Raw genomic sequence first — 13,559 nt, 5'->3', positions numbered from 1 at the left:
CGTCGGACACGTCCATCCCGCCATACTTCGCCTTCCAATTATACAGCGTCGCCTCCGAGACCCCGTGCTTGCGAGCCAGATCGCCCGCCTTCGCTCCCGCCTCGTGCTCGCGCAGAACCGCAATGATCTGCTCTTCCGTGAACCGCTTTCTCTTCATCAGTCCGTCCTTCGATCAAGGGCCGGACTCTAATCTCACATGGAGGAAATTCTCAGTGGCAGGTCAGCGGCAACAGCCGATGGCTTTACACGCCCGCCGTTCGCTCATCCCGAAGCCTTCCTTCAGGCGAGCGACAGCTTTCCGCTTGGCCGCGGGCGTCACCATTTCTTTCCCACAAGATCCTTCAACGCGGCATTGTCGAGCATGGCGTCGGCCAGAAGCCGCTTCAGCCGCGTGTTCTCGTCCTCCAGCGCCTTCAGTCGCCGAGCCTCGGAGACATCCATCCCGCCGAAGCGGGCCTTCCAGTTGTAGATCGAGGCGTCGCTGACCCCGTGCTTGCGGCACAGATCGGCAACCGATACCCCGGCCTCGTGTTCCTTCAAAATTCCGATGATCTGCTCTTCAGAGAAGCGGCTACGTTTCATGTCCTGGTCCTCTCGATGGGCCAGAACGAACTTCAAACCGGATTAGATCTGAGGGGCAAGGTCACGATATTGGCGCGGTGGTCGCACTTGACAGTGCCTCGCCGAACTTAGTTGAGCCTGGCCGCGTAACCACACATGTCAGCGGGCCACGGGCAGCCAATCAGATTTGTTGGCAACGCAGGCATTCGCCCCAGGACATGTTGGCCAGCTTATCAATGCTCGACATGCCGCCCGGGTGTCGGTGTGTCAACATGATGAGATGCTCAACCGTGTAGTATCCTGCTCATCGGCATTTCCGGCAGGCGGTATCCTTGCCGTGAGGTTTGGCACAGGCAGTGGACAACGTTTTTGCATGTTTACATCAGTCCGCTGAATCGACGTTCAGAGCCGAATCTTTGGCGACGGGGACGTCGCACTTACGAAGCGGCGTCGAAATTGCTGACGCGCCTCAAGTGGAGGTCCAAGGTGGGCCGGGCTCATGCGACGGCAAGGCCTGTGTCGCCGTCGTGCAAGTTGGCGGTGATCATGCACCCGATCTGACGGCAGATGATCGGGCAGCGGGTTGCGGTGGGATGGCCGCTCGTACCGCTGTCTTTTGACACTGCGACGGCTCACCCGGATGCGGGGCGATATCGGCGTCGAGGTCTTCAAGCGCGAGTGCCAGTTGATCTGGATCGAGACGTTTGGAACGCCGACCAAACTACACTCTTGGAGCTTTCTGATGATCGACTGAAGGCGCTTGATCTCTCCGTCGCGGCTTTCCACAGCACCCGCCTTCTCGCGTACGAGACGCTGCAGGAAAAGCCGGATCGGATGGCGAGGGATTGCCGCCCGTAATCGGCAAGCCGCTCCTCTATTTGCCGGATCGCTGCCGCCCGCTGCGCCGACTGCTAAGAAATCAATTGTCAAACCACGCAGGAGGCGGCTCGTGGAATACTTTTGCGGACTGGATGTTGCAGTGGACGAGACGGCGGTGTGCGTCGTCGACGAGCACGGTGAGGTGCATCTGACGGTCAAGGTGGAGACCGATCCCGATGCGTTGTTTGTGGTGTTGAAGCCGTTCGTCGCCCGGCTGCGGCGTGTCGGCCATAAGGCGGGATCTCTGTCGCCATGGCTGCATCCCGAGCTCTGAAACGCGGACGCCAGTGGTTTGCCTGGAGACCCAGCACGTGCGCGCCGCGATGTCGGCGCAGCGCAACAAGACGGACGCTGCCGACGCGCTCGGCATCGCCCACATCATGCGCACGGGCTGGTTCCGTCAGGCGCATATCAAAACGCAGGACTGCTAGCTGATGCGGCTTTTGCTGACCCACCGGCGTAACCTGAAGCGCAAGTTCCTCGATATCGAAAACGCCATCCGCCACTCGCTGAAAGCGTTCGGCATCAAGCTTGGCGGCACATCGCGCGGCGCTTTCGACCAGGCGGTACGCACGGCTGTGACAGACGATCCGCTGTCGGCCGAGCTGATGGACGCCATGCTGTCAGCACGCGCCGCGCTGTGGCGAGAGTACTGTCGGCTGCACGACCTGGTCGTGAAGATCGTCGCGAAGAGCGAGCTCTGCCGGCGCTTCATGGCGATCCCGGGCGTCGGTCCGGTGACGGCGCTCTCGGTGGGAGATTGCGACCACGTCTGGCTAAAACGTGGCGATAATGTGATACGGAATCACCGATTCCAACACGCACTTCGAAAATGTGACCTAGAGGTTTGGGAAACGGCGCAGCGCAGCTGGTCGGCGGGACAGGGGGCCATCAGCCGCTCGGCGAGGTGGGCAAAGGTCAAGACCTTGTCGCGATTGTGATGAAATCACGCCGGAGTCGCGGTCGGCCCTCGTAGATGACATCGTCGCAATGGCGGTCGCCACGCCACTGCGCCAGCTTTGCCAGGAGCTGATTAGACTGATGGCCCGGGCCATCAGCACCGGCACCGCGGGGACGCCGGCGCAGACATTCTGCCGTTCGATATCATCTACCGGAGGTATATGAAACTGATGGAATTCTATCATGAGCGCAGAGTTTCCTTTCGCGGATGAAAGAAAGCTCGATTGACTCGCCCGCCCCATTCCGGTCTCGTGAATCAACGTGCGGTTGCGGCCTGCAGAAGTCAGTCGACGGTCGCGATTCATGAAAGGAAACCCATGGCCAGGCATCACACCGCTGTGCACTCGACACGTCGCGACTTACGGCCAGGGCATTTTTCGCGCTTGCCCGTGACCGGTCAAAATCCGCGGTGCGAGTATGTCAAATCGCGAGCGTGTCATCGCGGCCGTGGAGAGATGTGGCTCGGTGCAGGCAAAGGCGGCGCCTGCTTGGACTGACGCCGCGCCAGATTGGATACCCGCTGAGGAAATACGGCATCAGATCAAGCGTCCTTGAAAGGCCGACCGAGGCAATATCAGGGACAAATCAAGCGTTGGTGGTTGGCGGAGCCTTGGCCCGATGACGAGTGGATGCGGACCTGAGCGTCGGGCCAATCCGACCCGGGAGGACAGCCCGCCCGACCTCACGGGGTCAATGTGCTGACAACGGCGGTGTGAACGAACCGTCGGTCGGCCATGTGCTCTAGACCATCGCTCATCCCGGATTCCCTCTGCGACTGAAACGGAGAAAAACATGTCCGATGCAAAACTTCAGAGTGTGCTTTCGTCTCTTTCGCAAGTGGCGAGACAGTTAGATGCTCTGCCATCCGATAGACCAGCGCCTGGTTCAAGTTGGGTAAAACTAAACACGAATGAGAACCCGTTCCCGCTTCCAGCAATCATAATGCAAAGCGCGATTGCAGCTCTCGAACGGCAGTATCTATATCCAGAAGACGATAACATCAGCTTGAGGGAAGCAGCCGCAAATGCCTACAGCGTCTCCATGGATCAGGTGATCGCCGGCAACGGATCGTCTGAACTGCTTGGACTTGTCTACAGAGCTTTCCTTGCCCCGGGGGATAGCGTGGCGATGATGTCGCCAGGGTTTTCGTTCAACCGCAAACTTGCAACGTTGCAGGGTGCTCAATTTGTCGAAATCAAATTTAGCGAAGATCATTCCTTGCCGATGGAGCAATTGCTCTTCGGTCCTGCAAAGGACGCCAAGTTCATTCTGTTAGCCAATCCGAACAATCCGACCGGAACGTTCGTTCCGGTGGCCGATATCGAACGCCTGGTAGCGAAATCGGACCGCTTGATCGTGCTGGATGAGGCCTACGTCGACTTTGCACCCGAGAATGGTCTACGCCTCATCAATCGATATTCGAACCTTCTGGTCTTAAGGACATTTTCGAAAAGCTATGCTGCCGCCGGCGTTCGCGTCGGTTTCGGTTTCGGTCACCCTGAAATTATCGGCAGGCTACGCAACATCCAGAACGTCTTCAACATGAATGTGATCGGGCAGGCGGTTGGTATCAGCGTCCTTGCGCACCGCGCCGCCTATGCAGACAACCACAGACACATCAGGCATGAACGACGGCGAGTGACGCTCGCGCTCTCGCAACTTGGATTTTCCGTAATCCCTTCCCACGCAAACTTCTTACTTGCCCGCGTGCCAACGGGACAGGACGGCTTATGGTGGCAATCAGCCTTTGCAAGGCAAAAAATACTTGTTGCCGTCTTTCCCGATAAAGGTTTGGAAAATTACATCCGCGTCAGCATCGGTACAAAAGAGCAAATGGATGCGTTTCTTCGTGCCGCTAGTCGTATTAGTCGAATATTGAATATGTCAAGGCCCCCGTATTAGGTTGCTAAGGCTCTGCTTTAGCATTTCGCAGGCAATAATCCGAGCGATTACACAAGCGAGAAATCTTTAAATTGCTTGTAATGCGCAAGCAACCGGACTTGTTGCGTCAAAAATGGAGACAATATCATGGATAAGGCCTTTCCTTCAGGCTTAGCTGTCGGCATCTTCGATCATCTGGACGAGGACGGCCCCGATATCGCCCGACAGTACGAAGATCGCCTGATGTTAGCGGAGGCGTGCGATCACCTTGGGTTCTATGCATATCATCTCGCAGAGCACCATTGTACCCCACATGGGAGAGGTCCCTCACCGAATCTGTTCTTGTCGAGCGTAGCCCAGCGAACCCGGCGCCTTCGTGTCGGCCCGTTGGTAATGCTGCTTGCCCTCTATCATCCGCTACGTGCGTTCGAAGAGATCTGTATGCTGGACCAATTGAGCGGTGGCAGGCTCGAACTTGGGATAGGGCGCGGCTCGCTCCCGATCGAATTGGGTTACTTCGGGATTGGCTCGGACGCGGCGCCAAACCACTATGCGGAAGCCAGCGAAATTCTTATCAATGCGCTGAAGGGCGGCACGCTATCGTATCAAGGTCGCCATTTTGAGTTGAACAGCGTTCCGCTGACGCTAAGAACTCATCAGCGTCCACATCCGCCGACTTGGATCGCCACCAATCGACCGGAATCGGCAGGCTGGGCCGCTGCGAATGGCATGAACATCGCGTGCGTGGGACCTTCCTCTTCCGTTCGAAGAATCACTGATGCCTTCCGCGCCGGTCGAGAGCACACCAGTGAGGCGGACGACCAAGCGCCATTTCTTGGATTGCTCCGAATGGTCGTGATTGGGCGTTCTGAAACAGATGCACGTTCACTCGCCGCACCTGCTTACGAACGGTGGCTCAAGAGCTTTAAATTCCTTTATGATCTCAATGGCATGCCGACTCCACCAAACCTGCCGCTGACCTTCGATGCAGCAATCGAGAAGGAATTGTGCGTAGTAGGAACGGCAGCATCTGCGGGACAAGCTCTTCTTGATCAGCTGGAAGCGGCAGGTGCAAACTACCTCCTTTGTCAACCGGCGTTTGGGAATCTGTCGTTAGATGCTTCCCTATATACCGCAACGGCGATTCAATCCGCAATTATGGCTCGAGTTGGCTAACCCCGGTTCGAACGTTCGCTCACCCAACAACGTGCCAAGCGGCATGCTGTCGCTAGCGACGACTAGGTGCGGGTTTCGGATGACCCATCAACCGGTTGGCACAGAGGCATGCGGCTTCCTCCTCAAAGCGGCGTGTTGTTCATAGGCGAAAGCGACCGTGTATGCCGCATTCTCACCCCTCGGATAGGGCCTTCATGTCCTAGCAGTAGACCCACGATCGCCTGCCAGACTTGATCGGAGCGTTGGATACGTTCGGCCCGATCAGCTAATCGGCCCGATGTCCTTCGATCCGGCAAGCGCATCGAGAACATATTGCTTGCCTTGGCGCACGCTCGCTTCCAGCGACGCTCCAAGAGCAAGCGAGGCGGCGACTGCGCTGGCCATCATGCAACCCGTTCCGCGCATCCCTCGCGGCAAGCGGGGCGCCTCGAACCGAACTGCACGTTGGTTCGGCTGCAAAAGCACGTCGACGCAACGGGTTCCTTGTGCATGGCCGCCCTTGACGAGTACAGCGGTCCTCACCGTCCTCGATAGCTCTTCAGCCTGACGACAAGCCCCTTCTTCGTCCGCGGCCGGTGACGAGCCGGTAAACGCAGCCAGCTCGACCAGGTTAGGCGTTACAAGCCGGCAGATCGGCATCAGATCGTGGCGCAGCATATTAATGGCATCGTCCGCCAGCAGATTGCGTCCCGAGGTAGAGGCCAGGACCGGGTCGAGTACCACAGGCACTTGGCGGTTGACCAAAACAGCGCCGACTGCCTCAACAGCCGCCGATGTCCCAATCATGCCTATCTTGACGGCCGCGACAGCGTTGGCAGCGAACGCGGCGCGCATCTGAGCGGCGACAAGCTCCGACGGCACAAGCTTGACGTGCTCGACAGCCGAGTGCGTCTGGACTGTCACGGCGGTGATGGCAAGACAACTGCGCAGCCCGAAGGCGGAAACCGTTTCTATATCGCGGGCAATTCCAGCTCCACCGCTGGAGTCCGACCCGCCAACGACAAGCACATGCGGTTCTCGCCTCAGCGCCATCGCTCCGTCTTTTCGATCCATTCTCGTGTGCGCGCTTCGGGATCGGCATTCAGCGTGATGTCGGTGACCACTGCCGCGCTATCGGCGTCCGCCGCGAAAACACCGTTGAGCCTGTCAGGGTTGAGACCGCCAATGGCGACCAATGGGATTGGCGCGACCCGGCGCTTCCACTCGCTGATCCGTTCGAGCCCTTGCGGCGCCCATTTCATCGTCTTCAGGATGGTCGGATAGATCGGCCCAAGCGCGATATAGTCCGGCCCGGCGGCCATCGCCGTTTCCAGTTCGATATCATCATGTGTGCTCAGTCCGAGCCTCACGCCGGCTACCCGAATCCGCGAACGATCGGCGGTCTGCAAATCCTCCTGGCCAAGGTGGACGAAGTCGCAGCCTTCCTCGATTGCCAGGCGCCAGTGGTCGTTGACGATGAGCTGGCAACGGTTTTGGGCGCACAAGGCCTTTGCCTTGCGGATCTCCGCGCGCAACCCGGCCTCATCCATGGTCTTGATGCGAAGCTGAACCAGCTTGACGCCGAGTGGGACCAGCCGTTCGATCCAGGCAGCGCTGTCGACGATCAGGTAGAAGGGATCGAGTTTCATGAAAAAACGGCTCTGCCAATTGTCGGCGTCGATGGCACGGCGACGTCGCGCGGTTCGAGCATTCCCGAGCTGTAAGCTTCACGGCCGGCTTCGACAGCCTTGCCGAACGCACGCGCCATGCCGACCGGATCAGCCGCCCTGGCGACCGCCGTGTTCAGCAGCACGGCGTCAAAGCCGAGTTCCATGACGGTTGCCGCGTGCGACGGCCGTCCGAGCCCCGCATCCACAATGAGCGGGACATCCGGGAAGTGTCCGCGCATCGAACGCAGTGCCATGATGTTGACCGGCCCGAGGGCGGAACCGATCGGTGCGCACCACGGCATCAGGACCTTGCAGCCCGCCTCCAGCAGCCGCTCGGCGACAACAAGGTCGTCGGTGGTATAGGGAAATACCGTAAAACCGTCCTCGCACAGGATGCGCGCGGCTTCGACCAGGCCGAACACGTCCGGTTGCAGCGTGTCCTGGTTGCCGATCACTTCGAGCTTGATCCAGCTCGTGCCGAACACTTCGCGCGCCATCTTCGCGGTCGTGACCGCTTCCTTGACGGAGTGGCAGCCGGCAGTGTTGGGAAGGATTCTCGTGCCGAGCGCGCGGATCAACGACCAGAATTTTTCGCCGGCCCTCCCGCCTGCCATCTCACGCCGCAACGAGACGGTCACCACCGATGTGCCCGACGCCTTGACCGCATCGGCAAGGATGGCCGGTGAAGGATACTGAGCCGTGCCGAGAAGCAGCCGCGAGGGAAGCGACGTTCCGAAAAGTTCGAACATGCTAGCCTCCCTGCATGGGCGAGAGGATTTCGATCCGGTCGCCGTCGCTCAACTGGAACTCCGCGCGGTTGGCTTTGTGTACGAGGTCGCTGTTGACGGCGGTTGCTAGCCAATCGCCTTCATAGTCGAGCGCGGCAAGCAGCGCCGCCAGCGATGTGGCGGCGGTCTCAAGCGGTTCGCCGTTGACGATCAGATTCATGTGCAAACTCCGCGGGTTTGTCGTGACTGAAGACAAGCTCGGCCGCCTGGCGCGCCATGGCTGGGGCGAGCAGAAAGCCATGGCGATAGAGCCCGTTGATCGCGACCGTGTTTCCGAGTGCCTCGATACGCGGCAGGTTGTCGGGAAAGGCCGGACGAACGCCGACACCGGTTTCAACGATCTCGGCCTCGCCAAAGGCCGGATGGAGGGCATAGGCGGCACCTAGAAGCTCCATCATCGAACGCGCCCTGACCGGTCCACTGGACTGGCTCTCGATCATCGTCGCGCCGACCATGAAATGGTGGTCGGCACGCGGCACCACATAGAGCGGAAAGCGTGGATGCAGCAGACGGACCGGGCGTGACAGCGAGACTTCAGGCGTTCGCAGGATCAGCATCTCGCCACGAACGCCACGCAGCCGGTCGTCGCCCGTCGCTATTCCCGTGCAGTCGATCTGGCGATCGAACCCGGAAACAGCCTGGGCATCGGCGCAGAAGTGGAATTCGACTCCCATCGCCGCCAGCCTGTCATGAAGTAACGCCATCGCCTGGCGCGGGTCGAGATGGGCTTCGTCGGAGAAAAGCAGTCCGCGGCGGAAGCGGCCGGCGAGGTCGGGCTCCAGCAATGCGATTTCATCCTCATCGACGCGCCGATGACCCGACGTGCGGCTGGCGAACCGGTCGAGTTCGCCCGCGTCGCGCGGCGCGGCCACGACCAGTGTTCCGGCCCGCGTCACCTGCCCGGGCGTTGCCGCCTCCCACCAGTCGGCGGCATCGCGTCCGAGATCCAGCACCGGTTGCTCGGCGCTTTCGAGCTCGCACCATGGCGCCAGCATGCCGCCGGCGAACCACGACGCATTGCCGCCGAGGCCATGCCTTGTCTCCGCAACGGTCACCGCCGCGCCGCGCGTGGCGAGTTCGAAGGCGACGGTGAGGCCGGCGATGCCGGCCCCTTTGACCAGCACCCTCATGACGGCTCCGGCGCCCCTGTCATGAGTGCTACGCCGGTCTTGTCAGCCGGCACATAGAGATCGCCACCCGCGCGATATTTCGCCGCCATCGCCGCCATGCCTTCCTTCTGTGCCTCGGCGCGGATGTCGTGGGAAATGCGCATCGAGCAGAATTTCGGCCCGCACATCGAGCAGAAATGCGCCACCTTGTGCGCCTCCTTGGGCAAGGTCTGGTCGTGGAAGGACCGCGCGGTTTCAGGATCGAGCGACAGGTTGAACTGGTCCTCCCAGCGGAACTCGAAGCGCGCGCGGGAGAGGGCATCATCCCTGACTTTCGCCGCCGGATGGCCCTTCGCCAGATCGGCGGCATGGGCGGCGATCTTGTAGGTGATCACCCCAATCTTGACGTCGTTGCGATCGGGAAGGCCGAGATGTTCCTTCGGCGTGACGTAGCAGAGCATGGCGGTGCCGAACCACCCGATCATGGCAGCACCAATGCCGGAGGTGATGTGGTCATAGCCCGGCGCAATGTCGGTCGTCAGCGGTCCAAGCGTGTAGAACGGCGCCTCGCCGCAAACGGCGAGCTGCTTGTCCATGTTCTCCTTGATCTTGTGCATCGGCACGTGGCCAGGCCCCTCGATCATCACCTGGCAATCCTTGGCCCAGGCGATCTGCGTCAGCTCGCCAAGCGTTTCCAGCTCGGCGAATTGCGCCGCGTCGTTGGCGTCGGCGATCGAGCCGGGACGAAGACCGTCGCCAAGCGAGAAGGACACGTCATAGGCGCGGCAGATGTCGCAGATTTCCGCGAAGTGCTCGTAGAGAAAGCTTTCCCGGTGATGCTGCAGGCACCATTTGGCCATGATCGAACCGCCGCGCGAGACGATGCCCGTGACCCGGTCGACAGTCAGCGGGATGTAGTGCAGCCGCATGCCGGCGTGGATGGTGAAATAGTCGACGCCCTGCTCGGCCTGCTCGATCAGTGTGTCGCGGTAGACCTCCCAGGTAAGGTCCTCGGCAATGCCGTTGACCTTTTCGAGCGCCTGATAGAGCGGCACCGTGCCGATCGGCACCGGCGCATTGCGTACGATCCATTCACGGATGTTGTGGATGTTGCGGCCGGTCGACAGGTCCATCACCGTGTCGGCGCCCCAGCGGATCGCCCAGACCATCTTTTCGACCTCTTCGGCCATCGAGGAGGTGACGGCGGAATTGCCTATATTGGCGTTGATCTTCACCAGGAAATTGCGGCCGATGATCATCGGCTCGCTTTCGGGATGATTGATGTTGGCGGGAATGATCGCACGCCCGCGCGCAACCTCATCGCGCACGAATTCCGGCGTGACGAAGTCTGGGATCGCCGCGCCGAAGGCTTCGCCGTCACGCTCAAGCTTGCCACGCAGCATCTCGCGGCCGAGGTTTTCGCGGATGGCGACGAACTCCATCTCGGGCGTGATGATGCCGGCGCGCGCATAGGCGAGCTGGGTCACCGCCTTGCCCTGCTTGGCCCTGAGTGGCCGGTTGCGAGTGAGAAATTCCGGCGTCAGGCGCTCGCCGGTCGCAAATCCGTTGTCCTCCGGCCGGACATGGCGGCCGTCATAGGCCTCGACATCGCCGCGCGCTGTGATCCATTCGTTACGAAGCCGGGCAAGGCCATTTTCGATGCTGGTTTCGACAATCGGGTCGGTATAGGGGCCGGACGGATCGTAGACGATGACGGGCGGTTCGCCGGCCGTCGGATGGACGGAGATTTCGCGCATCGGCACCTTGATGTGCGGATGGAGGACGCCGGACTTGTGAATCTTCCGTGAGGCGGGCAGCGGTCCCGTCGACACGGCTGGGGTGAGGGCATTCATCTTGAGGCTCCTTTGCTCATGCATTGGAGACCCAGTTCTGTGCCGGAAGGATGAAAAGACGCTTTTGTCGACCTGTTCAAAACAGGTCTTCGGGCGTGAACTCCCGCAAAGCGCTTGCACCGTCCCTACGCCAGTATGAACTGGATCAGGTTCAACGGGTCACTGCGCCGCGAAAGCCAGCAGTATCTCAGCCCCTTGCCGGGACTCCCCTGGTGAATGCGTCGAATTGAATGGGCCGGCGCTATTTTGTCAAGCGCATTCGTCCCGCAGCGGTGATCGACGACCAAACAAACCCAGCGGAAAAGCATGCTAGTATCGAGAGCAAGTGACGCCCCAGAGCAGCGGTGAAGCGCCCCCAATAAGGCGAGCCCTCATGCGGATTCGGTGCCTTTTCCAGCACGGTATTTTCGGGGCTTTCCGGAACGACGCTGCTGCCGCCCAGTTGGGTGAGATTGCTATAGATGTCTGTCTTGCTCGTCGTCGGCAATCCTTCCCCTTCGGCTAGACGCCCCGTCTGTTTCCCCAGAGCAGAACATGAAGCTGCGGCAGTACACGCGCCTCGAACCACCTGTCACGAGTCACCTTTTCAACCAGCCATTCCATGCGCCTCATCACACCGGCCATGTCGATGAACGCGTCTTCGTCGCCGGGACGCGGCGGCGTGTGATTGCCGGGCTGCAGATAGACGGGTAATTGCGGGTAGCGCGCCGCGGCGTCTTTGGCATAGGCATAGTCATCATCGTCGAAGACAACGAGCTTGAGCGCCATCTGCGGCTTATCCTGCGCCGCCTCTAAGCAGGCGTCGAACGCGGCCCAATCTGTCGTCATTTCGCTTGAGGGCGGCTTAGGGCTTAGTACCAGCACGTCGAGATCCGCGAACCATTGCTTAGACACCGAGCCTTGGGTTTCCAATGCAAAACGGTAGCCCTCACCATGCCCGCGGTCGATCAACTGGCTAAGCGGCTGGATGGCCGGATTGCCGCCCGACAGCGATACCATCACGGGCTGACCGCCGGAAAGCGCAATGACCTTTTGCCAAACCGCGTCGGGAGACATCATCTCCCAATCATGGCGGAAGCGACGGTCCACCGCATGCAGGCTGTCGCACCAGGAACAGCGATAATCGCACCCGCCGGTTCTTACGAACACCGTCGGCAAGCCGATCAGCACGCCTTCGCCCTGAATGGTCGGCCCAAAAATCTCGCTCACCCGGATTCCGGGATGCAACGCGCAAGTCATGGTCGGTATTCCGCCCAGGTTTTCGGCGTCTCGCTCACCCGCACGGCGGAGGTTTCGGGTAGCCGCACCTTGCACCAGTCGTAGAAGTGCCTGGCCAGGTATTCCGCTGTGGCATGGTCATGCCCAAGCACGTCGTTAAGATGCCGATGGTCGAAGGTCCCATCGATGTAGTGCTTGAACGCCGCCAGATCTTGGTAGTCGCGCACAAAGCCGTGTTCGTCCAGTTCGCCACCTGAAAGCTCCACTACGACGATGTAGTTGTGGCCGTGCAGACGTGCGCACTGATGACCTGGTGGCAAGGAGGTGAGCTGATGCGAGGCCGAGAAGTGGAACTCTTTGGTAATGTGGAACATTACGCGCTCCTTGTCTGGATAGCGTGGAGCCAGAAGTCTGCGTCCCCATAATCTGTCGGGTCGGTGATGCCGGCCAGATCGAATGCTTCGCGCCGTTCGACGCATGTCCCGCAGCGACCGCAATGACGTGCACCGCCCTTGTAGCAGGACCACGTCGCCTCGAACGGCGTGGCGTACTTTGCCCCCTCGCTGACGATGTCGGCCTTCGACATATTCACATACGGAGCGTACAGGCGGATATCGGCGTAGCCTGCGAGCGCATGGTTCTGCATCGTCTGAAAGGCGTCGATAAAAGCGGGCCGGCAATCGGGATAGATGAAATGATCTCCGCCGTGGACGGCAGTGGCCACCGCATCGGCCTTCTGCGCGGCGGCAACCCCGAAGGCGATGGCCAGCATGATGGCGTTCCTATTCGGCACCACCGTGATCCTCATGGAGTCTTCGGCATAGTGCCCGTCGGGCACGTCCACATTATCAGTCAGCGCCGAGCCGCTCAGGTTCCGGCCAACATCGCGGATATCGACGATCTGGTGCGGAACACCCAGCCGCTTGGCGCAGATAGCGGCAAAGCCGAGTTCCTTTTTGTGCCTCTGGCCGTAATCGAACGAAAGCAGGCCAATGAGTTTCTGCTCGGTCGCCACCTTGTGAGCGAGCGAAACAGAGTCCAATCCGCCGGAGCAGATGACGAGGGCATTCATGGTTTGAGTCCTTGTTTTGACCGGGTAAGGCTGCGACCGGAGATTTCTCTGCGTTCCCACTACTCCACGGAGCCGGTTTTGTGAATGGGGTGGACGCGATTGAGCCCACGTACCTTGTTGTCAGCGTCCCCAAGATGACTTTGCACGCGACTTGTCGCGTATCTTCGACCGCTGGGGGGCTGACGCCGGCACTGCGTATATAGGCGTATAGACGATGCAGAAATCACTGCCGTGGCGCAGCAGCATTCCCGACACACCTTCGGCTTGTCCGGTTTGCCCCAGAACATGACGTCCCGAGTTTCGGCGACAACGCAAGGGTCGACCGGCAGTCCAGTGAAAGGCTTCTGCCTCGTGGTTTGCCGTTTTCTGGTCTGCGCATAGATCGCCTCGAGCCGCCGCGCCTCGTCATTGGT

General features: G+C 60.2%; 12 protein-coding genes, 3 pseudogenes and 1 riboswitch. Of the genes and pseudogenes, 4 read left to right on the top strand and 11 right to left on the bottom strand.

The window, feature by feature from the left end; all coding sequences use genetic code 11:
- Positions 1-157, bottom strand: a 157-nt coding sequence (locus tag A3A9_RS0125730; RefSeq protein WP_027061210.1) for a transposase, incomplete at its 3' end; no start/stop codon positions are given.
- A gap of 66 nt (positions 158-223) precedes the next feature.
- Positions 224-582 (bottom strand): annotated as a pseudogene (locus A3A9_RS0125725) (transposase); the annotation flags it as partial.
- 928 nt (positions 583-1,510) lie between these two features.
- Between A3A9_RS0125725 and A3A9_RS41320 the strand changes: the two are divergent.
- From A3A9_RS41320 to A3A9_RS0125695, 4 genes and pseudogenes are all read left to right on the top strand, one after another.
- A pseudogene (locus tag A3A9_RS41320) lies at positions 1,511-2,195 on the top strand (IS110 family transposase); the annotation flags it as partial.
- A 622-nt stretch (positions 2,196-2,817) separates the two neighbouring features.
- Positions 2,818-2,938: pseudogene (locus A3A9_RS46335) on the top strand (helix-turn-helix domain-containing protein); the annotation flags it as partial.
- 254 nt (positions 2,939-3,192) lie between these two features.
- Complete coding sequence (gene hisC / locus A3A9_RS0125700) at positions 3,193-4,302, top strand: histidinol-phosphate transaminase (RefSeq protein ID WP_027033130.1); 1,110 nt, start codon at positions 3,193-3,195, stop codon at positions 4,300-4,302.
- 126 nt (positions 4,303-4,428) lie between these two features.
- A complete protein-coding gene (locus A3A9_RS0125695; protein WP_027033131.1) occupies positions 4,429-5,457 on the top strand; it encodes an LLM class flavin-dependent oxidoreductase in 1,029 nt (342 codons plus the stop codon).
- 261 nt (positions 5,458-5,718) lie between these two features.
- Here A3A9_RS0125695 and A3A9_RS0125690 read toward each other — a convergent pair whose 3' ends face one another.
- The 9 genes from A3A9_RS0125690 to queC all read right to left on the bottom strand — a co-directional run bounded on the left by A3A9_RS0125690 (position 5,719) and on the right by queC (position 13,146).
- A complete protein-coding gene (locus A3A9_RS0125690; protein ID WP_027033132.1) occupies positions 5,719-6,489 on the bottom strand; it encodes a hydroxymethylpyrimidine/phosphomethylpyrimidine kinase in 771 nt (256 codons plus the stop codon).
- Complete coding sequence (locus A3A9_RS0125685) at positions 6,480-7,085, bottom strand: thiamine phosphate synthase (protein WP_027033133.1); 606 nt, start codon at positions 7,083-7,085, stop codon at positions 6,480-6,482. Before A3A9_RS0125685 ends, A3A9_RS0125690 begins: the two co-directional genes overlap by 10 nt.
- Positions 7,082-7,855 carry a thiazole synthase gene (locus A3A9_RS0125680; protein ID WP_006334021.1) on the bottom strand — a complete coding sequence of 258 codons (774 nt, stop codon included), beginning with the start codon at positions 7,853-7,855 and terminating at the stop codon, positions 7,082-7,084. The genes A3A9_RS0125685 and A3A9_RS0125680 overlap by 4 nt, the downstream gene beginning before the upstream one ends.
- Before the next feature lies 1 nt (position 7,856).
- The gene (gene thiS, locus A3A9_RS0125675; protein ID WP_027033134.1) at positions 7,857-8,054 is read right to left on the bottom strand and encodes a sulfur carrier protein ThiS; all 198 of its coding nucleotides are present in this window, start codon (positions 8,052-8,054) and stop codon (positions 7,857-7,859) included.
- On the bottom strand, positions 8,023-9,024 hold the full coding sequence (gene thiO / locus A3A9_RS0125670; RefSeq protein ID WP_027033135.1) for a glycine oxidase ThiO: 1,002 nt from the start codon (positions 9,022-9,024) through the stop codon (positions 8,023-8,025). The genes thiS and thiO overlap by 32 nt, the downstream gene beginning before the upstream one ends.
- Complete coding sequence (gene thiC / locus A3A9_RS0125665; RefSeq protein WP_032925884.1) at positions 9,021-10,856, bottom strand: phosphomethylpyrimidine synthase ThiC; 1,836 nt, start codon at positions 10,854-10,856, stop codon at positions 9,021-9,023. Before thiC ends, thiO begins: the two co-directional genes overlap by 4 nt.
- A 104-nt stretch (positions 10,857-10,960) precedes the next feature.
- A riboswitch (TPP riboswitch) is annotated at positions 10,961-11,077 on the bottom strand.
- Between the two features lie 280 nt (positions 11,078-11,357).
- Entirely contained in the window at positions 11,358-12,095 is a 738-nt protein-coding gene (gene queE, locus A3A9_RS0125655) for a 7-carboxy-7-deazaguanine synthase QueE (protein WP_027033137.1), read from the bottom strand.
- Positions 12,092-12,448, bottom strand: a complete 357-nt coding sequence (gene queD / locus A3A9_RS0125650) for a 6-carboxytetrahydropterin synthase QueD (RefSeq protein ID WP_027033138.1) — start codon at positions 12,446-12,448, stop codon at positions 12,092-12,094. The genes queE and queD overlap by 4 nt, the downstream gene beginning before the upstream one ends.
- Entirely contained in the window at positions 12,448-13,146 is a 699-nt protein-coding gene (gene queC / locus A3A9_RS0125645) for a 7-cyano-7-deazaguanine synthase QueC (RefSeq protein ID WP_027033139.1), read from the bottom strand. The genes queD and queC overlap by 1 nt, the downstream gene beginning before the upstream one ends.
- Positions 13,147-13,559 lie beyond the last annotated feature (413 nt).

This window comes from Mesorhizobium loti CJ3sym, assembly GCF_000472785.1.
Lineage (GTDB): Bacteria > Pseudomonadota > Alphaproteobacteria > Rhizobiales > Rhizobiaceae > Mesorhizobium > Mesorhizobium loti_E.
Note: the sequence above shows the minus strand (reverse complement) of the source record. Positions and strands in the feature narration are given on the sequence as shown.